General features: G+C 42.0%; 23 protein-coding genes. 10 read left to right on the top strand and 13 right to left on the bottom strand.

Annotation, left to right across the window (positions count from 1 at the left end):
* The first annotated feature begins 5 nt into the window (after window positions 1–5).
* The 4 genes from B6N13_RS15400 to B6N13_RS15385 are packed head-to-tail and all read left to right on the top strand — an operon-like array spanning window position 6 to window position 3,457.
* Window positions 6–1,064, top strand: coding sequence for an ABC transporter permease (locus tag B6N13_RS15400; RefSeq protein WP_211172883.1), 1,059 nt, complete (start codon window positions 6–8; stop codon window positions 1,062–1,064).
* Window positions 1,061–1,933, top strand: a complete 873-nt coding sequence (locus tag B6N13_RS15395; RefSeq protein WP_169459879.1) for an ABC transporter permease — start codon at window positions 1,061–1,063, stop codon at window positions 1,931–1,933. The genes B6N13_RS15400 and B6N13_RS15395 overlap by 4 nt, the downstream gene beginning before the upstream one ends.
* Window positions 1,923–2,774, top strand: a complete 852-nt coding sequence (locus B6N13_RS15390; protein WP_169459878.1) for an ABC transporter ATP-binding protein — start codon at window positions 1,923–1,925, stop codon at window positions 2,772–2,774. The genes B6N13_RS15395 and B6N13_RS15390 overlap by 11 nt, the downstream gene beginning before the upstream one ends.
* Window positions 2,771–3,457, top strand: a complete 687-nt coding sequence (locus B6N13_RS15385) for an ABC transporter ATP-binding protein (RefSeq protein ID WP_012069761.1) — start codon at window positions 2,771–2,773, stop codon at window positions 3,455–3,457. The genes B6N13_RS15390 and B6N13_RS15385 overlap by 4 nt, the downstream gene beginning before the upstream one ends.
* 85 nt (window positions 3,458–3,542) lie before the next feature.
* Here the strand turns inward: B6N13_RS15385 and B6N13_RS15380 are convergent, their stop codons facing one another.
* The 7 genes from B6N13_RS15380 to B6N13_RS15350 form a co-directional block, all read right to left on the bottom strand.
* Window positions 3,543–4,376, bottom strand: a complete 834-nt coding sequence (locus B6N13_RS15380) for an ABC transporter ATP-binding protein (protein WP_169459877.1) — start codon at window positions 4,374–4,376, stop codon at window positions 3,543–3,545.
* Complete coding sequence (locus B6N13_RS15375; protein ID WP_169459876.1) at window positions 4,373–5,458, bottom strand: iron ABC transporter permease; 1,086 nt, start codon at window positions 5,456–5,458, stop codon at window positions 4,373–4,375. The genes B6N13_RS15380 and B6N13_RS15375 overlap by 4 nt, the downstream gene beginning before the upstream one ends.
* Complete coding sequence (locus B6N13_RS15370; protein ID WP_169459875.1) at window positions 5,455–6,474, bottom strand: iron ABC transporter permease; 1,020 nt, start codon at window positions 6,472–6,474, stop codon at window positions 5,455–5,457. The genes B6N13_RS15375 and B6N13_RS15370 overlap by 4 nt, the downstream gene beginning before the upstream one ends.
* Before the next feature lie 17 nt (window positions 6,475–6,491).
* The gene (locus B6N13_RS15365; protein ID WP_169459874.1) at window positions 6,492–7,433 is read right to left on the bottom strand and encodes an iron-siderophore ABC transporter substrate-binding protein; all 942 of its coding nucleotides are present in this window, start codon (window positions 7,431–7,433) and stop codon (window positions 6,492–6,494) included.
* Window positions 7,434–7,697: 264 nt separating this feature from the next.
* Window positions 7,698–8,672 (bottom strand): lipase family protein, encoded by a 975-nt coding sequence (locus B6N13_RS15360; protein ID WP_169459873.1) that lies wholly within the window; start codon window positions 8,670–8,672, stop codon window positions 7,698–7,700.
* A gap of 49 nt (window positions 8,673–8,721) precedes the next feature.
* Window positions 8,722–8,976, bottom strand: coding sequence for a hypothetical protein (locus B6N13_RS15355; RefSeq protein ID WP_169459872.1), 255 nt, complete (start codon window positions 8,974–8,976; stop codon window positions 8,722–8,724).
* A gap of 233 nt (window positions 8,977–9,209) precedes the next feature.
* Window positions 9,210–10,127: a ParB/Srx family N-terminal domain-containing protein gene (locus B6N13_RS15350; RefSeq protein WP_169459871.1), complete on the bottom strand. Its 918-nt coding sequence runs from the start codon at window positions 10,125–10,127 to the stop codon at window positions 9,210–9,212.
* Window positions 10,128–10,257: 130 nt separating this feature from the next.
* On the opposite strand from B6N13_RS15350, the gene B6N13_RS15345 reads away from it, so the two are divergent.
* Window positions 10,258–10,725: a GNAT family N-acetyltransferase gene (locus tag B6N13_RS15345; RefSeq protein ID WP_169459870.1), complete on the top strand. Its 468-nt coding sequence runs from the start codon at window positions 10,258–10,260 to the stop codon at window positions 10,723–10,725.
* Between the two features lie 81 nt (window positions 10,726–10,806).
* On the opposite strand, the gene B6N13_RS15340 is transcribed toward B6N13_RS15345, so the two are convergent.
* On the bottom strand, window positions 10,807–11,865 hold the full coding sequence (locus B6N13_RS15340) for a 2,3-butanediol dehydrogenase (RefSeq protein ID WP_169459869.1): 1,059 nt from the start codon (window positions 11,863–11,865) through the stop codon (window positions 10,807–10,809).
* Window positions 11,866–12,204: 339 nt separating this feature from the next.
* Here B6N13_RS15340 and B6N13_RS15335 point away from each other — a divergent pair, with 339 nt between their 5' ends.
* The gene (locus tag B6N13_RS15335; RefSeq protein WP_012069771.1) at window positions 12,205–12,816 is read left to right on the top strand and encodes a MarC family protein; all 612 of its coding nucleotides are present in this window, start codon (window positions 12,205–12,207) and stop codon (window positions 12,814–12,816) included.
* Between the two features lie 18 nt (window positions 12,817–12,834).
* Here the strand turns inward: B6N13_RS15335 and B6N13_RS15330 are convergent, their stop codons facing one another.
* Window positions 12,835–13,320 (bottom strand): putative 4-hydroxy-4-methyl-2-oxoglutarate aldolase, encoded by a 486-nt coding sequence (locus B6N13_RS15330; protein ID WP_012069772.1) that lies wholly within the window; start codon window positions 13,318–13,320, stop codon window positions 12,835–12,837.
* Window positions 13,321–13,421: 101 nt separating this feature from the next.
* Entirely contained in the window at window positions 13,422–13,937 is a 516-nt protein-coding gene (locus B6N13_RS15325) for a hypothetical protein (protein WP_012069773.1), read from the bottom strand.
* A gap of 37 nt (window positions 13,938–13,974) precedes the next feature.
* Here B6N13_RS15325 and B6N13_RS15320 point away from each other — a divergent pair, with 37 nt between their 5' ends.
* The 4 genes from B6N13_RS15320 (at window position 13,975) to B6N13_RS15305 (ending at window position 18,379) form a co-directional block, all read left to right on the top strand.
* A complete protein-coding gene (locus B6N13_RS15320) occupies window positions 13,975–15,129 on the top strand; it encodes a M14-type cytosolic carboxypeptidase (RefSeq protein ID WP_012069774.1) in 1,155 nt (384 codons plus the stop codon).
* A 3-nt stretch (window positions 15,130–15,132) separates the two neighbouring features.
* Complete coding sequence (locus B6N13_RS15315; protein WP_169459868.1) at window positions 15,133–15,495, top strand: nucleotide pyrophosphohydrolase; 363 nt, start codon at window positions 15,133–15,135, stop codon at window positions 15,493–15,495.
* A gap of 172 nt (window positions 15,496–15,667) precedes the next feature.
* Window positions 15,668–16,240, top strand: a complete 573-nt coding sequence (gene yeiP, locus B6N13_RS15310) for an elongation factor P-like protein YeiP (protein ID WP_169459867.1) — start codon at window positions 15,668–15,670, stop codon at window positions 16,238–16,240.
* A gap of 249 nt (window positions 16,241–16,489) precedes the next feature.
* On the top strand, window positions 16,490–18,379 hold the full coding sequence (locus B6N13_RS15305) for a methyl-accepting chemotaxis protein (protein ID WP_169459866.1): 1,890 nt from the start codon (window positions 16,490–16,492) through the stop codon (window positions 18,377–18,379).
* Between the two features lie 72 nt (window positions 18,380–18,451).
* Here B6N13_RS15305 and trmJ read toward each other — a convergent pair whose 3' ends face one another.
* From trmJ to B6N13_RS15290, 3 genes are all read right to left on the bottom strand, one after another.
* Window positions 18,452–19,234 carry a tRNA (cytosine(32)/uridine(32)-2'-O)-methyltransferase TrmJ gene (trmJ, locus tag B6N13_RS15300; RefSeq protein ID WP_169459865.1) on the bottom strand — a complete coding sequence of 261 codons (783 nt, stop codon included), beginning with the start codon at window positions 19,232–19,234 and terminating at the stop codon, window positions 18,452–18,454.
* A 40-nt stretch (window positions 19,235–19,274) separates the two neighbouring features.
* Window positions 19,275–20,579, bottom strand: a complete 1,305-nt coding sequence (locus tag B6N13_RS15295; protein ID WP_169459864.1) for a J domain-containing protein — start codon at window positions 20,577–20,579, stop codon at window positions 19,275–19,277.
* Window positions 20,580–20,682: 103 nt separating this feature from the next.
* Window positions 20,683–23,154 (bottom strand): EAL domain-containing protein, encoded by a 2,472-nt coding sequence (locus B6N13_RS15290; protein WP_169459863.1) that lies wholly within the window; start codon window positions 23,152–23,154, stop codon window positions 20,683–20,685.
* Window positions 23,155–23,306 lie beyond the last annotated feature (152 nt).

Below are 23,306 nucleotides of genomic sequence, written 5' to 3'. Positions count from 1 at the left end.
AAATAATGAGCGTTTCAACACTGTCACTCGGCGCGAAAACGCGCCGACTTTGGATAGGCCGCGTCAAGACTCTGGCGAGCGGCCTTGTTTCATTGGCGCTGACCTTATTCGGCTTGCTGGTTTTTACCTTTATATTGTCTCGTGCTGCACCTGTTGATCCTGTTTTGCAGCTGGTAGGAGATCATGCCAGTGAGGCGACGTACCAACAGGCTCGTCATGAATTAGGTTTAGATCAGCCTTTACCAATGCAATTTCTTCATTACTTGGGGCGATTATCTCAGGGCGATTTGGGTGTTTCTCAGCTAACTCAGCAACCAGTCGTTAACGATTTGATGCGGACTTTTCCAGCGACGATTGAGCTGGCAACCTGTGCCATGTTTTTCGGTGCTTTCTTTGGTATTTTGCTTGCTGGAATGGCTGTGTATAAGCCAGGTAGTTGGATGGATCATTTGGCGCGATTTGTGTCCTTGCTGGGTTATTCTGTACCCGTGTTTTGGCTTGGTTTATTGGGGCTGTTATTGTTTTATGCCACTTTACATTGGTCAGCAGGGCCTGGCCGATTAGACGATATTTATACCTATACGATGACGCAAAACAGCGGTTTTATTTTAGTTGATGCCATTCGTAGTGGGGATGTGGAAATAATTAAAAATGCGATTGCGCATTTATGGTTACCTGTGGCTGTACTGGCGCTACTTTCTATGGCGTCGATTACGCGATTGTTGCGTGCTGTCATGCTAGAAGAGACCAATAAGGAATATGTGATTTTGGCGCAAGCTAAGGGCGCAAGTCGTCTTCGAATTCTAGTGGTGCACGTCTTTCCTAACGTATTGGGCACTTTAATCACAATTCTGGCTTTGTCTTATGCAAGCTTGTTAGAAGGTGCCGTATTAACAGAAACGGTATTTGCTTGGCCTGGGCTTGGTCGTTACTTAACCAGTGCATTATTTGCTTCGGATATTTCTGCGATATTAGGTTCAACGTTATTAATTGGTACCTGTTTTATTTTGCTAAATACATTTGCCGACGCACTCACTAAATGGGTGGACCCAAGAACAAGATGATGGATTCAACAAATAACCTTAACTCTCATACAATACAGAAGAAGCGTCGCTTTCGGCTACCTCGCTGGTTGAATACTTTTAATATCGGCTTAATCATGGTGATGATGCTATTAGGCTTGGCTTTGCTCGCGCCGCTTCTATCACCCTTTGATCCTAATGTTCAAAATATCCAAGACAGATTATTGGCCCCCGATGCTGTGCATTGGTTTGGTACTGACCGTTTTGGCCGTGATTTATTCTCCCGCGTCTTATTCGGTGCTCGCCCAACACTTATTTTAGTAAGTCTGGTAGTCATTCTGACGGTTCCTATTGGCTTGGCTGTGGGCATTTTTGCAGGCTATTTTGGCGGTTGGGTCGAGCGTATCTTGATGCGTATTACTGACATTGTTATGTCTTTACCTAGTTTGGTTATTGCATTGGCTTTGGTTTCTATTTTAGGGCCAGGCTTAATGAATGGCGCATTAGCTTTGGCGTTTACTAGTTGGCCTTCATTTGCGCGACAAGCGAGAACAGAAACCTTGTCTATTCGCCGCAGTGATTATTTGTCAGCGGCTAGAATGCAAGGTGTAACAGGTTTGCGTTTGATTGTGGGCCATATCTTACCTTTGGTTTTGCCGAGTGCGATTGTTCGAGCTGCGCTGAATTTAGGGGGGATTATTCTTGCTGCAGCTGGCCTTGGCTTTTTAGGTATGGGCATTCAGCCGCCGACGGCAGAGTGGGGGTCTATGGTATCCAGTGGTAGTCGTGTGATATTTGATCAATGGTGGGTTGCTGCGGTGCCCGGTTTTGCTATTTTGTTCGCTAGCCTTGCTTTTAACCTGCTGGGTGATGGACTTAGAGATAAAATGGATCCTCGTCATGACAAATAATTCAAGTTTGATTCGCATCGAGAACCTGAAAATTGGTTTGGAAGGCGGCACAGAATTGGTTAAAGGCATTGATTTTTCGATGGGGCGTGAACGGGTTGCGCTTGTTGGAGAATCTGGCTCAGGAAAATCACTTACCGCACGTTCGTTAATGGGATTGCTACCAGATTCTTTACACGTTCAGGCGGATCGCTTTGAACTGCTTGGCGAAGCCGTCTTGCCTTATAATCAAAGACAATGGAATCAATTGCGTGGTAAGCAAGTTGCTATGGTGCTGCAAGATCCTAAATACGCGTTGAATCCGACACAAAATATTGGCCGACAAGTGGCTGAGCCTTTGGTGCTACATCAGTCTTTATCGAAAAATGTGCGAATCGAAAAAGTCGAACATATGCTGGATGCCGTTGGATTATCGAATCCAGCCCAACTACGCAAGATGTATCCTCATCAGTTGTCAGGCGGAATGGGGCAGCGAGTGATGTTAGCAATAGCTTTGATAAATGATCCGCAGTTTTTGATTGCTGATGAACCGACGTCGGCACTAGATCATGCGGTGAGAGATCAGGTCTTAGAGTTAATTTCTTCCTTGGTTGAAGAGCGCAATATGGGCTTGTTATTGATTAGTCATGATTTGCAGCAAGTGGCAGATTATTGCGAGCGGGTATTGGTTATGTATCAAGGTCAGTTGATTGACCAGTTGGCGGCATCTGAATTATCCAACGCGTCACATCCGTATACGAAAACCTTATGGTCATGTCGTCCGAATATTGATAAACGAGGTAAATCATTGCCTATCTTGAATCGGAAACAGATAGCCAGTTTAACCGAAGGGGCCGCTCGATGAACTTGATCGAATTAAATGACGTCAGTATCAGTCATGTTCAAGGCTCGGAGCGTAATACTGTTGTCCATGATGTAAATTTGACTGTTAAAGCTGGCGAGTGCTTTGGTTTGGTTGGCCCTTCTGGATGTGGTAAGTCGACTTTGCTTTGGGTGTTGGCTGGGTTAAATCCGCATTGGAGCGGAAGTATAAACATGTTGGATAAGCCCTTGACTGCTGGCAAGGTGTTCACTGGTGACTTGCGTCGCCGTGTGCAAATGGTATTTCAAGATCCTTATGCTTCTTTGCACCCTAAGCATCGTCTGCGTCGTGCTTTGTCAGAACCGTTGAAATTGCTGGGTTATCAAGATATTGATGATCGTTTGAGTGAAGGTTTTAAGCAAGTTGGTTTGGCTGAAAACATGATTGATCGATATCCCCATCAATTGTCTGGCGGCCAGCGTCAGCGAGTGGCGATTATTCGTGCCTTGTTGCTGGAACCAAAGCTTTTGTTATTGGATGAACCTACGTCAGCCTTGGATATGTCTGTGCAGGCGGAAATTCTAAATCTATTAAATGATTTAAAAGCCAAGCGAGATTTAACTATGGTAATGGTCAGTCATGATCCAGATGTGGTGGATTATATGTGTGATCATGCTGTTACTATGAAAGCGGGGCGAATTGATCAAGAAAAATTCTATAATTAGAGGTGTTTATTTAGATTAAACGCCCTTTAGTAAAGAGATAGCTAAAGGGCGTTTTAAGTCCGTTTTACTTCAAGAAAATAAAAAACTAGCTTCTAACTCGCTTCATATTAATAAGAATAGGGCTGCCAGTCATCGGATCTGGAATTAGGTCGCATTCAACACCATATAATTCACGTACCAGCTCTTTTGTCATCACCTCTTTGGGGCTGCCTTGGGTGATGATCTCGCCTTTTTTCATAGCAATAATATGATCAGAATATCGGCAAGCGCTTGGTAAGTCATGGACTACCATGGCGAGAGTTTTGCCTTGTCTTGATAAATTACGTATGAGCTCGAAGACTTCAATCTGATGCCCTAAATCCAGCGCAGACGTAGGCTCATCCAATAAGAGCAAAGGCGTTTCTTGGGCAATCGACATGGCGATCCAAGCACGTTGGCGTTGTCCGCCAGAGAGCGTGTCTAGTAATCGATCTTTAAGCCCTTCTAAATCGGCAGCGTTTAAAGCGTAGTTGATGGCTTGTTGGTCATCCATAGCCCATTGTTTTAGTAGACTTTGGTGGGGGTGACGGCCAAAGCGAATCAATTCTTCAATGGTAATGCCATCTGGCGCTAAAGTGTCTTGTGGTAATAGTGCGAGTCTTCTAGCGACTTCTTTGGAAGGAAGAGAATGAATGTCTTTTCCATCGAGCAGTACAACACCAGAACTGGGTGAATGAACACGAGATAAGCCATTTAACACGGTGGATTTGCCACAGCCATTTGGCCCAACGATGGCTGTTACTTTCCCTTCTGGAAGAGAAACATCTAGATTTTCAATAATGCTGGCTTTGCCATGTTTTAAGGTGAGCCTTTCAGCCCCGAGACGAGCTAGGTTGTTTATTTCAGATGTCTGTTTAAATTGTAGAGACGTGGCCGTCATAACGAAGTCCTTGAAGTGCGTCGTACAAGTATCCAAATTAAGTAAGGACCGCCTATAACGGCAGTGACAATACCAACGGGTAATTCTATTGGTGACAATACCGTTCGACCAAATAGATCGGCGAGAATCATCACCAGGGCGCCTGTGAGCGCAGAGCTTATCAAGGGAATACCACGATAACGTGCCAGAACTCTAGCGATCTCAGGACCAACCAAGGCAACTAAGCCCACAGGGCCAGCTACCGCAACGGCAAGGCCGGTTAGTGTAATACACAAAACTAAAGCAATGATTCGAATGTGTTTGATGTTTGCGCCAAGACCTGTAATGACTTGGTCGGAAAAGGGCATCAAAGCAAACTGAGAGGCCAAAAATAAGCAAGCTACTAAACAGGTGCCAAGCCCAATGCCTAACACTTTGACCATCATAGGGTCGCGAGCACTCAAGCTACCAACCGTCCAAGGATAGGCGCTGTTTGCCACATCGATACTGACTTGGCTTAATAGTAATTGCGTTACCGCACCAGCAATGGCGCCAATACCAATGCCGGCGACAATGAAACGATAGCCTCGTGTTCCACTGCCACCAGCGAGGCCAAAAGCCAAAGCGGTTGCAGTTGCTGCACCAGCCAATGCCATAGCTGAAGGCGCGAGTGAAACCCCCATACCAACCACTGACGACACAGCGAATGCCATCGCAGCGTTATCTATGCCAATTATGCCTGGTGTCGCTAAGCGGTTTCTCGCCATAGTTTGCATTAGACATCCTGCTAAACTAAAAGCGGCACCAGTAAATATAGCGGCTAATAAACGTGGTAAGCGTAAATCGTGCACGATGAACTGACTCATGACATTGCCGTGGCCAAACAACACGGCAATGACTTCTTTTGGCGATATTGGCATGCTGCCCATACCAAGTGTTGCTACACAAGCTATCGCCAACAGAATTAATAACCAAACATTACGAATAATCGCCTGTTTCTCAATCAATAACGTCATATGACGACCTAGAGACAATAAGCGATGACCATTTGGTGCTGTAGTAATTTCTTCGTTATTAGGAAGTGAGAGACTTTGATTTATCATAAGGTAGGCATTCTTCTAGATCGCACAATCAACAGTAGTACCGGGGCCCCAATAATCGCGGTTAGCACTCCTAATGGCATTTCTGCTGGTTGAGCAACAAGGCGTGATACAACATCTGCAGAAATTACAATAATTGGCCCTAGAGGTAAGCATAGCCATAGAGTGCGGCGAATATCAGGCCCCACTAAGGCGCGTGCTGCGAAAGGTACAACGAGGCCAATAAAGGCGACCGGTCCAGCAATTGCGGTTGCACCACCTACTAACAAAGCAACTGCGACGATAACTACAGCGCGAACTCGTTGAGGTTTATGGCCAAGTCCAATAGCAACGCGTTCCCCAAGTGCTAGGGAAGCTAATGGCTTCGCTGTATATAAAATGCAAATTATCGCAATCAGCATCGAAGGCAAAACTGAGAATAGGGTATTAGTGTCCCGACCAGCGACGCTGCCTGTTATCCAAAAGCGAATTTCATCGGCGGCTCTTTGGTCAAATAGTAACAATAGAGAAGTCACAGCAAGCAACAGACTGGAAAGCGCTGCGCCAGCCAGTACTAACCGAATGGGGTCGTTTTGTTGCCCTTGCATGCGAGCGACGCTAAGTACACACAAACAGCCTAACAAAGCACCAAACTGAGCTACACCCACGGTTAATGTGGCCGTACTTGCACCGAGCACCAAGGTAATGGCAACTGCAAAAGAGCTTCCTGCACTGACGCCGAGCAAGCCTGGCTCTGCCAATGGATTACGAGCAACGGCTTGCATGAGAGCACCAGCAATACCCAGAGTTAAACCGACAAATAAACCAACCAGTGTTCTGTTGGCGCGTAAATGAAATACAGTGAATTGAGCGTCTGCAGAACCATTACCTAATAGTGTTTGAAAGGAAGCTTGAAGGCTTAAGCCGCCAGCTCCAAACAATAAACTGCAAAAACAGCAAAGTGCCAGCACAAAAAGTGCTGACACAAAAACACTAAACAATGGTCGTTGTGCAGGAGCTATATAAAACCAACTAATCATCTAGGGTATTTATCTTGTTATTTGATGTTGTGATCAATCATAGTTTTGATGTCATCAAGAATGGCATGTGCGGCAAGTGGGCCAGCGGCACTTGTCCATAGTTGACCATTTACCGTAATAACTTTGTCTTTTTTTACCACTTTAAGGCGAAAGAAAGAGGGCGATGTTTTGGCAGCTTCAAGTGCATCTTTACCTTCAGTGTTGAGTGTTGCCAAGAACAACCAGTCACTATCGACTTTAGATAAGTTTTCTAAGCTAAGAGGACTGCTATGTGGACGGCCTTCTTTTATCACGCCTGCATCGTTGATGATAAACCCAGTTGCTGCGAGAACATCAGTAGAGAAAATCTGTGATGACATAACGATAGGGCCTTGAGGCATCCAGCGCGCTAATGTTGCAGAGCGTTCGTTTTTTGGTAGCTTGGCGGTAATGACATCTTTCAGAGCGTTTTCACGGTCTTTTATATTATTTAGAATGTCATCCATCTGCTCGCTTTTATTTAGTGCTTGGGCATACACTTTAGCAATGGTTATCCAGCTATCGGATACCATTCCAGGGGAAAGTGGGACGATGGTTGGTGCAATTTTAGACAGAATGTTGTATTGATCTTGAGGTAAGTTCGTAGATGCTAGGATCAAATCTGGACGTTGTGCAGCAATAGCTTCAAGATTATTTTGACGAGAAGTGCCTACTATATTAACGCCACTCGCGCGTTTTTGAATATATTCAGCTACAGAATCTCCACCACGAGTCGCAATAGCTCCTAGAGGTTTCACACCCAGAGCAATTGCGCTGTCTAGAGCATCTTCGGATAATGTCACTATGCGTTTTACATCGTCGTTAACTTTCACTTCGCCATATTTGGTAGTGACACTATGTTCTTCGGAAAAAGCACTGAACGATGTTGTGATGCAGGCATAGAGCAAGATGTTTTTTAAAAAGAGGCGATTAAGCAACATAACGGATTCCTTTGATTTGAATATCTACAGCAGTTTTAATGGGGAATTGTTGAAAAACAAGTAACCAAGAATACTTGAAACGCTTGGTAGGCCAATAAACTATAATAATGATAACGCTTCTTATTATTCTTTTTAACTGTTTATATTCAATTAGATGTGACGAAATGCGCAACGTGACGTTTTATAAATCGCGTTGCGTTTTTAACATTGGAAAGTTGATTGGTGTTGCTTGCTTGTTAGCTAAATAGGCCGATATAGAAAAGGCTAGTCGAATGAAAAACCGAATAGACTAATATCAGTTTTATAAGGAATTTTTTTCGGTGAGGCTTGTAGTTGCTCTATTAAGCTCAGATACGTCGCCATTTGATGTGCCAATAGATTCTTATCGCTTGGAATCGACGTGGTGAATTTTGTGGCTCTTAGCATACTTTTTACGCCATTAGTTTGGGTGAATTCTTTATTGCCTAATAAAATTACTTCTTCGCCCATATGCCAAAAAATATCCAAATCTCTAATTTGCATCGGGCTAATAGGTGGAACCAAAGGAACGATATCGTTAAGCGTTACCACTCTGACTAAAGGTAAGTCATCGAATTTATTTGCACCTGTGACATTGGTGACTTTTGGTTGGCCAAAGGTAATTACTTGTTCCACAGGGAGGCCATCTTTTTGTAAATACATAGCCAATATGACAGCAATAGCGCCACCCAAACTGTGTCCCGTTAGGTGGATTGGCTGATTTTTAGCGAGAAAAGGTTTGATGTCCTCGTAAACGGCTTTTGCACCAGAGCCAAAACCTTGATGCAGTTTTATATCAAGAATAGCGTCTGGCTTTAACTCAAGATCTAAATCCAACATGGCATTTTCTAAATTAGCAGTGCCTCGAATGGCAATGGTTTGAACACCATTAGCACGGCTTAAAAAATAACTCACTTGGGATAAGGGAATTAAAGACTGATGTACTAATGTTTGACCTTGTTCTTGAAGGCGTTGTTCCAGCGTATTGGCTTCTAGATAAGTATCGTCTGATAATTTGGCTTGAGCTTTAATAATGGCGAAGTCGGGGGCTGCAAACGCCAATTGGAAAGGCATAACAATCAGAAGAGACAGTAAAATGAAGGTGTTTTTAAGCATGAGAAAATAAAAACTATATAGTAAATAGGAAACGCAGAGTACTAAAAAATAGCTTTTACTAACAGAGGTTTGTCTTGGGCTGATAGCTTTGGCAAGTTGGAACATGACTTACCAAAGTATCGAAGAAGAGGTGATAGCACAAAATTATAAAAAACTATAAGTCGCAACCACTCCAATTAATACGTCTAACTCGGTTAATATTGAAGGTTGATAGTGTGTAGAAGTTACCTTTCATCATATATACTGCATAAGCGCGAGTCAGTGCATTTTTGACTTTTTGTAGAATGTCTTTTGTCGCAATTTTTTTCATGGTGTTTTCCCCTTCGGCTTGGTTTGTGCGCTGATAATAGGGCCACTGATCCCGCTCAACAAACGACGTATTTTCACTGGAATAGTGAAATAAATTCACTGATCCTGACACTGTTATAAAGCGTTTAAATTGGTCTACATAACCGGAAAATAGAGAATTTTTTGCATATTTAATTCATGAAATTAATGGACTGTGGTGCATTTGAGGATGTTGAAGGTTTAATGTTCTGACTAATTGGATATATATGTTGAAACGCATCAAACATTGTTATGGCGCTTCTGTCAAAAAACTTTAGAAGAAGCGCAAAGTGGTGCAAAGAGCAAGATTTCAGCTTATAGATTGTTCTTATATTGCAGCATAAACGTCGCTTTACCTTTTTTGGCATCGAACAATTTATTTAGGTTCTTTTCATCGAAGCTATCGAACTGTCCCATCTCTTTTGTCGATTTTCCAGAACCACCCACATTGTCGCTTTTCATGGCTACTAAGTAATGGCTAACGTCAGAGACTGCTTGGCGATAGCCTTCTTTCGTGGTTAGGTCGTACTTATCGAGATCAATGTCTTTACGTAATTCTCGTGACCAGTAAAACTCTAGAAAGGGCACTGGCGCCGCTGGTTTATCCCAAGCAATATCCCGTGAAAAGTACATAAGTGAGCGGTATTTATCGTTTTCGAAATGTTCCATTCCAAGTGATGTTGGTAAAGCTTTATAAGAAATGGTATTGCCTTTGCTGTTTTGTAGCCAAGTATTGCCATCAGCTACCATCGCGCTCCAGAATTGACTCATATTGGTTAGATTACGATAATCTTTGGCGACAACAACGTTAATTTTAAATTGCTCTCCACCACCTTGCATATGCCAAAATGCATTAAAAGTATGGTGTCCATCTGTTAAGTAGTAATGGCCGTTAGGGGCAATCACAATGGTTTTCATGTCTTTAAGGCGTGAACCTACTGGTTCATCGCATTGATAACTTGTGGCATCGTTTGATGTTGAGTTTGTATCGAAATGCGCCAAGCCCTTTTGGCCATTTGCCTCACAGATTTCATCAAATTTTTTCTTACTATCCAGCTTATAGCGTCCCAATTTGTAATACACCTGATCATATCCAATCGATGGTTGAGTAGGGATCAAATCGCGAAGCGTTACTTGAGTTACTTTACCGGCGTATAACGTCTCGGCATTGGCAAACGTAGAAACAATAATTAATACAGCGGAAAGCAGTGATAACAGAGCTTTAAATTTCATTAAATAGTTCCTTAGGGCTCAATTCGAACGGTCATTCTACAGAGCTATTGTGACATTAATATTTTGATGGTCATTTTTGCAATAGTATTAACGCTGTTATTAATTCATATGAATTTTATACGGAGATATCATGATCAAAATTCGCCCATATCAATCTGACGATGCTGACACTCTTTGGCATTTATTTTTCAATACGGTTCGCGTTGTTAATGCTCGGAATTACTCTCAGGATCAGGTCGAAGCTTGGGCACCAGAGTCTTTTGATATATCTGTTTGGCAAAACAAGATGAACGATCTTCAACCTTTTGTCTCAGAATTGAATGGTGCGATAGTTGGTTATTGCGACTTACAGCCAGATGGTTTGATTGATCATTTCTTTTGTCATCATGAATATCAAGGTCAAGGCATTGGAAAAGCGTTGATGAACCATATTTTAGCCTTAGCAGATGAACGAGGCGTTTCTCGTCTTTATTCTCATGTGAGTATTACCGCTAGACCTTTCTTTGAACACTTTGGTTTTTTGGTTATGAATGAGCAGAGAATATCTGTACGTGGGCAAGAGCTGACTAATTTTGTAATGGAAAGAAGGTTTGAATAAACGCTTAGAGCGTTATTTGCTGTCTTGTTATTGAAGAAAAAGAGAATGGTACCAGGTACAAGCCGATACCATTCGGTGGCATTAAGGACGAACAATAATTTTCACAGCGGATTCATTATTATGAATTAACGTATCGAACCCTTGAGAAATAAGGTCATCTAATTCTATTCGCTGAGTAATAAAAGGCTCTAAGTTTACTTTGCCTTCTTCAACCAGTTTAATGGTTTCTGCATGGTTGTTTACATAAGCAATCGTACCGCGAATGTCTAATTCTTTCATTACGACGCTATGAACATTTACTGTGGCTGGATGGCTCCAAATGGAGACAATCACAATTGTCCCTGTGGATCTGGTGCTTTCCACTAAAGTGTCCAAAACCTTGTTGTTACTGGTGCATTCGAAGGCAACATCCACTCCACGATTTTCCGTAATTTTCATTACTTCGTCTGTAACGTTTACTTCAGTTGGATCTAAAATGTAATCCGCTACGCCTGTATCAAGGGCTTTTTCTTTACGCTTTGCACTCAGCTCTGTCATGATGACAGTGATGCCTTTGGCTTTTAAAACCGCTGATAACAACAAACCGATAGGACCACCGCCGCCAACTAAGGCAACATCACCAGCTTTTGCTCCGCTGCGAACAAACGCATGGTAGCCAACAGCCAACGGTTCAATTAAAGCAGCTTGATCCAATGGAATTGAATTAGCAATAGGATGAACCCAACGGCGTTTCACGGCGATTTTTTCGGATAATCCACCACCACAACCGCCAAGACCAATAAAGTTCATGTTTTTTGAAAGATGATAGTTTTCACCTGGTCCAGTAGGTACATCATCGGCAATGATATAAGGTTCTACGACAACATGTTGGCCGACTTCAATATCTTCTACGCCTTCACCAACAGCGTAAACCACACCTGAAAACTCATGCCCCATGGTCACTGGTGCAGACTCTCCTGAAATAGGGTGTGGATGGCCACAAGGCGGAATAAAAATTGGTCCTTCCATAAACTCATGTAGATCAGTACCGCAGATACCACACCAAGCAACATCAATGCCTACCGTGCCAGGTTCAACACTAGGTTCTGGAATATCCTCAATACGGATATCACCTCTATCATAAAAACGAGCAGCTTTCATTTGGCTTTCCTTGTGTTTGATTAAAAAAATGACTAGATAAAACTACTTAGCACACTAAAGGATGTCAAATTGAATGATTAGAATTACACTGATCACTGACAATTATCAATTAATTTGAATTATGAAGCTCTGAAGATTGCAGTGCAGATATCAATGCGACATAAACGAGTTGATTAATTCGCTAGCACAAGAGCTTTCTTTGAGAATATTGATTTTTTTGCTGGTGAACGAATGAAGGGAGGGGAGAGCGAAAAGCCAAATAACATCAGCTATCACCACGAGTTGTAATGCGTTAAACTATGCGCCCATAATTTCCCGTAATACTAGCCAGAGTATCTAATGAGCGCTGAGTTTTCTATTTTATCTGCCACCCTGTTGTTTTTGTTTGTTATCGATCCGTTCGGTAATATACCTATTTTGTTGTCTGTAATGAAGGGTGTTCCACAGAAGCGTCAATATCAAATTGTGGTACGCGATGGTTTGATTGGTTTGGTTATTCTGGTGTGTTTCTTGTTTTTCGGTGCGGAGTTTTTAGCGTTATTGCATTTGGAAACAGAATCCATTTCGATTGCCGGTGGTGTTGTATTATTCGTTATTGCGTTGAAGATGATTTTTCCTTCGCCTTATACTAAAGACGCAGGTCCGGTCATGGAACCATTCATAGTACCGATTTCTATTCCTATGTTGGCAGGACCTTCCACTTTGGCGACCTTGCTGGTGATGGTTAAGAGCTATCCAAACGATCAGCAAAACTTATTGATTTCAGTCGGCGCGGCGTGGGCTATTTCCGTTGCTATTCTAGCAATGGCACCTTTGTTGAACCGAATATTGAGAGAGAAAGGCTTGGCAGCGTTAGAACGTTTGATGGGTATGTTGCTGCTGATGATGTCGGTGCAGATGCTCGTTAACGGCGTACGTAGTTTGTTCACACACACGCTAGCGTCATTGTAGTTGTGAACCATTAGCCCTCTATGGAAGGGCTAATGGTTGTTTGGATACGACGATACCATTTAGGTCGCAATAAATGTAATCCCCTTGGGCGATCGTCATGCCCGCAAAGCGAAGTGTTTTTCCTAGATCGCCCAAGCCGCGCTTTTCCGTTGGCATTGGGTGCGCGCATAAAGCGTGGATGCCAATGTTTAGTTGTGATTGAGCTGCTATGTCACGAATTGCTCCATTTATAACAAATCCTTCCCAGCCATTATCGACCGCTTTTTCAGCTAACATATCGCCAAGCAAGGCGCGTCGTTTACTGCCACCGCCATCAATGACCATGACTTTTCCTTTGCCATTTTCAGCGACTAATTCTCTTACTCGACTATTGTCTTCAAAACAGGATACGGTCACGACTTCGCCATAAAAATGACTGCGTTTTCCATAAGAGGTAAAAATAGGTTCAGCGATTTGTAGCTTTTCTGGGTATAAGTCGCATAGATCTGGGAGGAGGTCTTTCATATGGGCACCTACTTAGAGTCAAAGAGTATGTCCTTGACTCTAAGTAGGTGGATGTTAAATAGCCAGTGGTTCTGATGGATATTCAATATTCAGTGATGTGATTAGTCTTCTATTGTCGGGATGTCGTTAGGGTCGATTAGGCCGTGCTCTACTGCGATTTGTAGCAGTTGAATGACAAGTTCATCTGGCGGCAGTAGGTGTAAAGGCGTTGTTTGGCCTTGTTCTGCTACGGCGTCGTCTAGGTCAACGTCACGTTCTTGAAACCAAGAGTGAATGCTTTGTACTTCGAAACTCGGCTCTAAGCCTTTTATGTCGTATGTAGCTTCGACTAAAAGACTAAGTGACTCTGGCTCAAGAGCGTAAATCACGTCAGTATCAAATTCATTGATCCATTCCGCTAAGATATCGCTGGCTTCAAAGCCAAATTCGTAGAGTTGTTGTTCATCAAGGTCGTGTGCGTTAGGCTCGATACGATGATTTTCTAGCCATTCGTCGTCAGGTATCACTAGCACTTCTTTGACTTGTGCTTCGTGAGTCGACCAAGTGAAAAGTAATGGGAAAGCTGGCTCGTCTGAAGAGTTGGCGACAGCCGTCATGAATATAGGTAAACTTGCCATAATTTAGAACCAATGTTTGATTGTTAAGGAAGAGTAAATGACCAGCCGAATCAAGATCAGTAGTGCGTTTGATGGCGGTAACATCTCCGTTATTGACGCTTCGGAGCCGGACAATATTAGAGTAAAGATCCCTAATGATACAAACTCTAAATTTTTGCAGTGGTTTTATTTTCGTTTACAAGGTGGAATGGGAGAGCAATGCGTCATCCAATTTGAAAACGCCAGCGATGCCGCTTACCCAGATGGCTGGGTGGATTATCAGGCAGTAGCGTCTTATGATCGAGAGTATTGGTTCCGCGTGCCAACCGAATATGTAGACGGTAAATTGGTGATTACTCATCAGCCAGAACAAGACAGTGTGTATTACGCTTACTTTGCGCCTTACAGCTACGAACGTCATTTGGATATGATTGCTTGGGCTGCCAGCAATGAAGATTGTATTACTGATCATTTGGGCGAAACCGCCGAAGGTCGTGATATTACCTTGCTGGAAATCAGTAAAACCCAAGGGTTAGCAAAAAACATTTGGATTATTGCTCGTCAGCATCCAGGTGAAACCATGGCGGAATGGTTTGTTGAAGGTTTGCTTGAGCGTTTGTTTGATGAGTCTCACCCGATTGCGCGCTCACTTTTAAAGCAATGTCGTTTTTATGTTGTACCAAACATGAATCCAGACGGTGCTGTGCATGGTAATTTGCGTGTGAATTCAAAAGGTGTAAACCTGAACCGTGAATGGAAGAACCCAACGGCAGAATTCAGTCCAGAAGTGTTGGCCGTACAAAAGAAAATGGCTGAAACTGGCGTTGATTTATTCTTGGACATTCATGGTGACGAAGCTTTGCCAGTTAACTTTGTGGATGGTTGTCAAGGTGTACCGTCCTTTGATGCACGTATGGAAGCCATGGAGACTCTGTTTAAAGATGTCTTTACGGCGGTCAGCCCAGATTTTCAGACCGAGATTGGCTATACACCATCACAGTTTGGTGAAGCGAACTTAACTGTGGCAACTAAATGGGTAGGAGAAACGTATAAGTGTTTGTCCTTTACCCTAGAAATGCCGTTTAAAGATAATGATAATTTGCCAGATGATGTTGTTGGCTGGTCTCCAGAGCGGGCGAAAATTCTGGGTGCTGATGTCTTGTACCCAATTCATCAAGTGATTATGAGTGCTCACATGAAGGCAAATGATTGATTTATGTCTGCTACAAATAACGACTCCTTAGAGTTATTAAAACTCGCCATGCGCCAATTTGCACAGGAGAGAGAATGGGAGCAATTCCACTCTCCTAAAAACTTATCGATGGCGTTGGCGGGCGAGACGGCTGAATTATTGGACTGCTTTCGTTGGCTAACAGAAGAGCAATCTTATCAGTTGGATAGTAAGCAGATGTCGGCGGTGAAAGATGAGCTAGCGGATGTGTTGCTTTTTACTGTTCGTCTGGCCGATAAACTGAACGTTGATCTGTTAAGCGCAGCACAACAAAAAATCGCTAAAAATGCCGAGCGTTATCCTGTCGAAAAAGTGAAAGGTAATGCGAAAAAATACAATCAGTATTAGCTTTTAGCCGTTAATACTTCTATTTGTAGCCACTTTCCGTTAATTGTAAGGTAAATCTTGATTTAGTGTCTAGCGAACTTGGGCAAACTGGATTAGGATCTGGCATTCGAAATTGCAATGAATTTAATCCCCATATTTATTTTTATAAAACGTAATTTTAGGACGAAGAAAAATGCCTAAGGCAAGTGAAATCAAAAAGAATATTGCTATCAGCTATGACAATAAAACGTACATAGTAAAAGACATTGAGCGCTCTGTACCACAGGGTCGCGCAGGCGGTAGTCTTTATCGTATGCGTATGTACGACGTGGTAACTGGCCGCAAATTGGATGAAACGTTCAAAGATTCCGATATGATCGATCTTGCCGATCTTGTTCGTCGTCAAGTGATGTTTTCTTATTCTGATGGTGATGAATTTGTTTTTATGGATAACGAAGACTATACACCTTACAGTTTAAACAAGAGCGCTATTGAAGAAGAGATTCTTTTTGTTAACGAAGAGACAGTGGGAATTCAGGTCGTTTTGGTTAACGAAGTGCCTGTTGTTATCGAGCTGCCAACTAACGTTGAGCTAGAAGTTATCGAAACAGATCCTTCAATCAAAGGGGCTTCTGCGACATCTCGTAACAAACCGGCAAAATTGTCGACAGGTGCTGTGATTCAAGTTCCTGAGCATATTTCTACAGGTGACCGTATCAAGGTCAACGTAGAAGAAAGAAAGTTTGCAGGTCGTGCTGATAAATAAGCATTATTTAATACTTGGTGTCATAATTGAAAACGCAGTCAAAGACTGCGTTTTTTTATGCTTGTTTCGTAAGAAATATAGGATGGAAGGCTAAGCTGACGTGGCTTTTTCAAAGAATATTTGTAATCACTGTGTTTTACATACTAATCGTTTTTAAGAATTTCTATGCAAATGAAAAAATAAATGGAAATTAAGCAGATGCTATGGATATTGCAGTAATAAAAAACTATGGATTTATAAGAGGTTAAAATGTCATTACATCGCAAGCTTATATTAGCAAGCTGCTCAATATTAATACTCGCTGCTTGTATTATTTCGGTTATATCAACAGTCTCAATGCAGAAACAGGTTCTGAGTGATCTTAGAAATACGATGAGCAGTTATGGTGAGAGTGGAGCAAGTAGGGTGAGTGCTTGGCTAGCCAGCAAACAACGTGTTGTTGCTTCATTAAAAGAAGCAGTAGAGGCACACTCAAGCAATGATGATTATATTATTCAGGCACTTAATCAGGCTCAGACTGCAGGAGATTTGATTAGTGTTTTGTATGGTGTTGATAATGGTGACGCATATCGTACAAATGGCAAGAATACAAAAGATGGTTATGACCCTAGAACGCGAGACTGGTATCAAGCTTCAGAAAGACAAGGTGGTGCAAGTATTTCTGAACCCTTTATGGGATCGACCTCTAAATCACTCATTTTCTCACTATCAGATCAAGTAATCGTAGATGGAAAAATGAAAGGAGTGGTTTCTGGAAATGTTTCACTTTCTGGTGTGAATGATGTTGTTGCCAGTCTAAAAATACCAGGCCAAGGTTATGCTTTCGTTATATCTGATTCCGGTGAGTTTATTTCTTATCCAGATGAAAGCTATAACAGTAAGCTTTTATCTAGTTTAGATTCTAATATTACACAAGAAACCATTAATAAAAATATAACCTCGCAAGATATCGTTGATGTGTCAGTGAATAACACTGAATATATGATGTCTTCGGTAAGAATTAAGGGAACTAACTGGTCTTTGGTTTCATTGGGTAATAAAAAAGTATTGATGGCACCGATATCTAACCTTATTACCTATCAAGTTACTATTGCACTTGTGTTAATCGTTTTATCGATTATTGTTTTGAGTCTACTCATTCGCTTTCTATTGGCTGATCTCGTTTTGGTCTCTAATGCTTTGGAAGATATTGCGCAGGGGCATGGCGATTTAACAGTTAAAATTGAAACGAAAAGTACTGATGAGGTTGGTAAACTCGCGCAGAACTTCAATAACTTCGTGTTCAAATTACGTGACATCATTAAGAGCATTGATGGTTTAAGTAATGTGCTTTCTGATCAGTCCAAAGCCAGTGCTGCTTCTGTTGAGCAAAGTACAAGACGTATTAATATTCAGCAGAATGAAATAGTTTCTGTGGCTGCTGCTGTAGAAGAGATTACCACAGCAACGCAAGAGATTGCGGGCAATGCAGAACAGACTGCACAGCGTGCAAATGATACTGTTGCTATAAGTGGTACTGGGCAGAATCTAGCCAATACCAGTTTGACTTCTATTAATCAGCTTGCACAAGAGGTCTCTCTTGCTAGCCAAGTTATTGCCGAATTGAGTGAGCAAGGCGATAAAATCAATTCTATCGTTTCAACTATTAGTGGGATTGCTGAACAAACGAACTTGCTGGCGTTAAATGCGGCGATTGAAGCGGCACGAGCGGGCGAACAAGGTCGTGGTTTTGCCGTTGTAGCGGATGAGGTGCGCGTATTATCTCAACGAACACACTCTTCTACTGAAGAGATCTCTTCTATGATAAGCATGCTTCAATCAACCACTTCTAAAGCGGTGAAAGTAATGGATCTGTGTCACACATTGGCAAGTACTAGTGTGAATGATACGGAGAAGTCTGGTAATAGTTTTGCTGAAATCGCTAGTGCGATTGATATGATTGATAATATGACAGCACAAATCGCCACCGCGGCAGAAGAGCAAACCAGTGTGACGGCTGAGATTGCTCGAAATACTCAAGCCATACGTGATGTTTCTTCTGAGCTGCAAGAGGAAATGGATCATGGTCTTGAGCAAGCCCATAATTTGAAAAAATTGGCTGAATCCTTGCGTGAGCAAGTGCAAAAATTCAAATTGTAAGTAATCAGAGCATCAAAAAATGCAGCCAGTTGGCTGCATTTTTGTTTTGGAAATCAAGAAGAAAGAGCTTACTTACTCTTTTTTAGCTGCCTTTTTCATGGCGTCTTTAGTTTTTTTCTCTGGATGGTTGTTTGCTTCCGTCAGTCCAGCTTCGCGTTGAACCGCAGCCAACACTCCGCGTAAAATTCCTAATTCTTGTTTCTCTGGACGAGAGCGATTAAAAAAGCGATGCAACTTATCTAGAACCTTGCCTGGATGGCTACGGATGATGAAGTTGATACCATAAAGTGTTTCTTCTAAATGTTCGTAGAAAAGATCCATGTCTTTTTTATGTGGATATTCTGGCGTTTCTTTTTTGTAGTTTTCTTTGTTTTGATTTGCCATCCAGATTTCATAAGCGACAATTTGTACCGCTTGTGAAATATTTAATACCGGATATTCATCATTGGCGTCGATATAAACTTGGCGATGACATTGAGCAATTTCATCGTTTAATAAACCTGTGGTCTCACGGCCAAAAACAATAGCAACATTATGATCAACGGCTTCTGGTATTACGCTTTCGGCGCATTCACGAGCATTCATAATAGGAAGCTGAAAAGTGCGATGACGAGCGCTTGTGCCAATGACAAGACTACAGTCTGCGATGGCTTCTTCTAATGTAGAAACGATGGTGGCATTTTCAAGCAGATCAACAGCACCGGCAGCGCGGCTGGTGGCTTCTTCTGATGGGTAGTCATTTGGGTCAACTAAATAAAGGTTGGTTAGTCCCATATTCTTCATAGCTCTGGCAATGGCGCCGACGTTTCCAGGATGAAAAGTGTTGATTAGTACGATTCGGATGTTACTTAGCATGGGTCTTGAAGTACTCAGGGTTGTTTGTCAGTTAGGGTGATTATGGCTTCAGCGTGAGTGATTGCTCGGTGCTGGCAAAATCGACATTGTCTAAGATGACTTTGGTTGTGTCATTAAAGAGGAATTGGTTACAGGCGTGATGATACAGGGAACCTGTCTCTAACACCAACCGGTAGTTGCCTCTGGGTATGTAATTGGCTGCGTATGCTTGTTTTCCATACAAGTAGATGGAAAAGGGCGCTTGTCCGTCATAGGATTCGAACGTGAGCATGCTATGCTCAGGCAATTGATTCAAAATACGCAAACGACTACTTCCGTCAGCCGCACCAATCAACTGGCCATGCTGAGGTGCAGCACCGGGCTGGCCATAACAGCCTGTCTGAAGCGCATGCCGCACACTACCAAAACCGATGTTTTTTGCTTGAACCCATCCATTCATCCCGTCGTATCGTACAGTTAGCCAATTACCTTGTGATTTAATGCTTTGCAGGTCTGATTGAATCGGGATGGTTTGCAAAATGGCGCTGGATACATCTGGCTCTGCATAAAGTGTGGTATCGGCTAAGGTGTAACTTATTCCAACACGAAATTGTGGGTACAAACCACTAATGTAGGTGGCTACTTTTTGATCGGAGGCTGCTTCCTGCTTGGATGATTGCCAATACAGTGTGCTATAAATTCCTGCAGCAAAGCAGGCTATATAAGTAGCAGCGCGAAAGGCGGCCTTTGCTGCGTCTAATCTAATCGGATGGCTAACTGGTTCGTTATAGAACGACTGTGTAGATTGTGTGTATTCCTCTTCATCGTCCACAAAGGATTGATAAGGCGGTATGTCTGGCTTTTCGCCGCTTTGGTTGTCTGTATAACTGTAGCCGTGTGAAGTAAAGTTTTTGGATGCCTTGAAGGCTTCTTCGTAGAGGGCTTTAACGCGTTTTTCATTTAGGGTATTGCGTGCAGCTTTGATAGCGTCATTGCGCGTTTTTTCATGGTGAGCGTTGTTGCGCTTCATTTCTTCATAAGCACGTTGTCGCTCTTTGACAAAGGCTTCTTGTTCTTTGTCTGTGGCGGTCGAAAAATTCGTATAGCGGTTTTTGGCGCCAGAGCTTTGTGTGTTCTCTTTGGTAAAGGTAAAAGGTTTCCAGTCGTTGACTTGCGCACCTAGGCGAATGGCGTTGGTAACATTTTCGTAAGCAGCCTGAAGGCGCTGAAAAAGCTCCGTTGTGTCTTTATCGGGATTTTTATCAGGATGATAGCGCCTTGCCAAACGTCTAAACGCGGTTTTTGCTTCCTGCTCGCTGGCGGTGGTTGGGATCTCCAGCAGTTGATAATCGTCTATTAGGCTCATGCGATATTAGCTATTAACCGTGTTTTTGTGGTGAGTGGATTCTGATGTCATTCATGTTTACAGCATTATGCACGATTTGTTGGCGCTGACAAAGGCGGAACTTTTAATCTAATAATTTGAGATAATCGCTCGGCGACATAGGTCGGTAGAGGTGATAACCCTGTCCAATTTGGCATTGCCACTGTAGTAATAGTTGTAAGATTTCTTCGGATTCAATTCCTTCAGCAACACTAACGATATTAAGTGCCTTACAGAGATCTATCATGTTGCGGCATAAGGTCTGGCTTTGGGGATCATTTAATAAGTTCATTACAAAGAATTGGTCAATCTTTAATTCATCTGTTTCTAAAGCAACGAGATTTTGCATAGAGCTATAACCTACGCCAAAATCATCGATAGCAAGCTTAAAACCTGCATGATGTAGCTGTCTTACGTTGTTATGTACTATGTCGTTGTTTTGGAAGATGCTGGTCTCAGTAATTTCTATAGTGAACTTACAGGCTGATAAATGATGATTTTGAAGCTTTTCAATGACTTGAATAGCAAAGTCTTTTTGAAGCAAATCAAGTGCAGATATATTGATTGATAGACGTTGTGTTGACAATGCAGCTGGGTGTTCAAAAGCCCATTGAAACACTTTTTCAAGCAGCATATCGGTGAGCTTATAAATAAGGCCTGTTTGTTCGGCTAATGGAATAAATTCTGCAGGTGATACTTGTCCTAAGTGCTCGTTGTGCCAACGAACAAGAATTTCACCACCGATAATACTTCGATCTGCTAAATTAACTTGAGGTTGAATGTGAAAATAGAGCTTTTCATTTTCAATATCCTCTGTCAATTGGGTTATTAAACCCAATTGATGGGCATGGTTACTTTTTAAATTATCAGTAAAGACAGCCCAGCTGCCTGATGAATATGTAACCGAGTTGTTGGCAATGAGTGCGTTTTGATAAAGCTTGTCTAGATCCGATCCTTGTGAAGGGTAAAGTGCGCTACCTATTTTATATTGGTGTCTGAAATGAATTTTGTTGACCAGTGTCGGGATATCAAGAATCTGCTGAATCTTTGAAATCTGTTGTTTGATTTGATCTGGAGTTGTACTGATTAAGACGACATTGGTTGCCGTTATTCGAATGAGTTTTTGAATGCTTTTGTTAGGTAAGGGGAAGGTCAGAATGCCTTCCATCATTAATATTTGTTTGTGTATGTTTTTTATCGCTTCACAGATCGCAGAGTCAGCCTTTGCTGGGCCAAAGGCTTGGCTTAAGGTTTGATAATTGCTTATGTCTATCATGATAAGCGCTAACTGCGGTGTGTTTTGTTCCATGTTTGGTAATAGTGTGGGTAACGTATCATAATAATAGGTTCGATTTGGGAGCTCGGTTGATGGATCAGTGAGTGCCTGCAGTTTTCTACTACGCTCGAATTGCTTGGCTTTATCCGCAAACGCAAAAGAAAATCCAAGTAGTTGCAAAATGCTAGAAACAGGAAAAATAGATTCTGTAAAGAGGTTGATCGGCAGTACTTTCCAGAAAATGAGTGTGTTTAGTATGCTGCCAATGATCAAAACGAACCAAGAAAATAAGTAAAAGCGAACCGCAAGAAAGCCTTTTCGGTAGGCTTTGATTCCCCAATATGTGCAGATCAGGAACATTAATACTTCAATCAAAGCAAAAAATAGTGCGCTTGTTTTAACTGAGGATACTTGTGTTAAAAGTAAGAAGGCAATGAAGAAAACATCACCATATTTTCTAATGAAAGATTGAGGAGAGGGGATCTGAATTTCTTTTAAAAAATGCAGACTGAAACGAAACAGTATCCAAGCACCAGTGCCAAATATAGTAAATAAGTTTCTAATGACCCATTGGCTAATATCTGGAGAAAAAATCCAGCGGTTGAATCCTGTAATAACAGATAATGCAATAATAATAGCGACATTGAGAGCTAGGTAGTAAACGAAGCCGGGTTGTCTAAGTAAGATAAAAACAAAGACGTTATGGGCGAGTAAAATGGACAAGCTGCTGATAATAAAGGTCCAAAAAATCAGTTGTTCCTCTTTTTTGTTTTCAGCACTTGTATCATTAAAAAGTATGAAAGGTGTTAATAACGGGCTATTTCCCTGCTTGCGTATCAATAGTGTTGTATTCTGCTCATCGGATAATGAGATTGGGATCCAAATTCCTTCGTAGTGTTTTGTGTTGTTTTTCCAGTTATCTAACGCACCTCTTTTCCAATGGGTTTTTAGTTGATTGCCATGGAATAAATAGAAATCTAGATGTTCAATCAAATAGTAATTTAAACTAAGGTATATCGTTTTTTCTGTATTAGATGATGTCTGTTTAGGAAAGGTCATTTTGTGCCAGTAAGCATCTTCTGAGAAGCCTTGAGACTCTTCGTAAATACTTTGCTGGAATAAACCTGTTGACAGTGCTTCTTCGGCTGAGATGGACTGCTTTTCTCTGAAGCTTGGAATTGGGGTGTTGATTCTTGCCCCATTTTCATAGGAAATGATTGTGTTTTCTGCCCACAGTTGTGTAGTTATGAAAAGAAAAAAGAGAAAACACTTTGCTGCCATTCCTGCTGTTCCTAATTGAAAATGAGATGATTAGGGATCCTTCTGAGACCTGCATTATAACAATAGTACTGCTATCTCTAGTAAGGCTTTGCTTGCATTTCTATTGGCTTTCTTAAAATATAGGCGACATTTTTCATCCATGTATACTGTTT

It is taken from the genome of Marinomonas sp. UCMA 3892, assembly GCF_012726345.1.
Lineage (GTDB): Bacteria > Pseudomonadota > Gammaproteobacteria > Pseudomonadales > Marinomonadaceae > Marinomonas.
The sequence above is the reverse complement of the archived record's forward strand: the minus strand, read 5'-3'. Positions and strand labels throughout refer to the sequence as shown.

Bases quoted from the DNA above. Each gene is read 5' to 3' on its own strand.
- B6N13_RS15325 (WP_012069773.1), bottom strand. From the start codon at position 13,937: ATGGCAAGTTTACCTATATTCATGACGGCTGTCGCCAACTCTTCAGAC.
- B6N13_RS15395 (WP_169459879.1), top strand. From the start codon at position 1,061: ATGATGGATTCAACAAATAACCTTAACTCTCATACAATACAGAAGAAG.
- trmJ (WP_169459865.1), bottom strand. From the start codon at position 19,234: ATGCTAAGTAACATCCGAATCGTACTAATCAACACTTTTCATCCTGGA.
- B6N13_RS15370 (WP_169459875.1), bottom strand. From the start codon at position 6,474: ATGATTAGTTGGTTTTATATAGCTCCTGCACAACGACCATTGTTTAGT.
- B6N13_RS15400 (WP_211172883.1), top strand. From the start codon at position 6: ATGAGCGTTTCAACACTGTCACTCGGCGCGAAAACGCGCCGACTTTGG.
- B6N13_RS15365 (WP_169459874.1), bottom strand. From the start codon at position 7,433: ATGTTGCTTAATCGCCTCTTTTTAAAAAACATCTTGCTCTATGCCTGC.
- B6N13_RS15345 (WP_169459870.1), top strand. From the start codon at position 10,258: ATGATCAAAATTCGCCCATATCAATCTGACGATGCTGACACTCTTTGG.
- B6N13_RS15390 (WP_169459878.1), top strand. From the start codon at position 1,923: ATGACAAATAATTCAAGTTTGATTCGCATCGAGAACCTGAAAATTGGT.
- B6N13_RS15290 (WP_169459863.1), bottom strand. From the start codon at position 23,154: ATGGCAGCAAAGTGTTTTCTCTTTTTTCTTTTCATAACTACACAACTG.
- B6N13_RS15315 (WP_169459868.1), top strand. From the start codon at position 15,133: ATGTCTGCTACAAATAACGACTCCTTAGAGTTATTAAAACTCGCCATG.
- B6N13_RS15320 (WP_012069774.1), top strand. From the start codon at position 13,975: ATGACCAGCCGAATCAAGATCAGTAGTGCGTTTGATGGCGGTAACATC.
- B6N13_RS15335 (WP_012069771.1), top strand. From the start codon at position 12,205: ATGAGCGCTGAGTTTTCTATTTTATCTGCCACCCTGTTGTTTTTGTTT.
- B6N13_RS15330 (WP_012069772.1), bottom strand. From the start codon at position 13,320: ATGAAAGACCTCCTCCCAGATCTATGCGACTTATACCCAGAAAAGCTA.
- B6N13_RS15305 (WP_169459866.1), top strand. From the start codon at position 16,490: ATGTCATTACATCGCAAGCTTATATTAGCAAGCTGCTCAATATTAATA.
- yeiP (WP_169459867.1), top strand. From the start codon at position 15,668: ATGCCTAAGGCAAGTGAAATCAAAAAGAATATTGCTATCAGCTATGAC.
- B6N13_RS15380 (WP_169459877.1), bottom strand. From the start codon at position 4,376: ATGACGGCCACGTCTCTACAATTTAAACAGACATCTGAAATAAACAAC.
- B6N13_RS15385 (WP_012069761.1), top strand. From the start codon at position 2,771: ATGAACTTGATCGAATTAAATGACGTCAGTATCAGTCATGTTCAAGGC.
- B6N13_RS15375 (WP_169459876.1), bottom strand. From the start codon at position 5,458: ATGATAAATCAAAGTCTCTCACTTCCTAATAACGAAGAAATTACTACA.
- B6N13_RS15340 (WP_169459869.1), bottom strand. From the start codon at position 11,865: ATGAAAGCTGCTCGTTTTTATGATAGAGGTGATATCCGTATTGAGGAT.
- B6N13_RS15295 (WP_169459864.1), bottom strand. From the start codon at position 20,579: ATGAGCCTAATAGACGATTATCAACTGCTGGAGATCCCAACCACCGCC.
- B6N13_RS15360 (WP_169459873.1), bottom strand. From the start codon at position 8,672: ATGTTCCAACTTGCCAAAGCTATCAGCCCAAGACAAACCTCTGTTAGT.
- B6N13_RS15350 (WP_169459871.1), bottom strand. From the start codon at position 10,127: ATGAAATTTAAAGCTCTGTTATCACTGCTTTCCGCTGTATTAATTATT.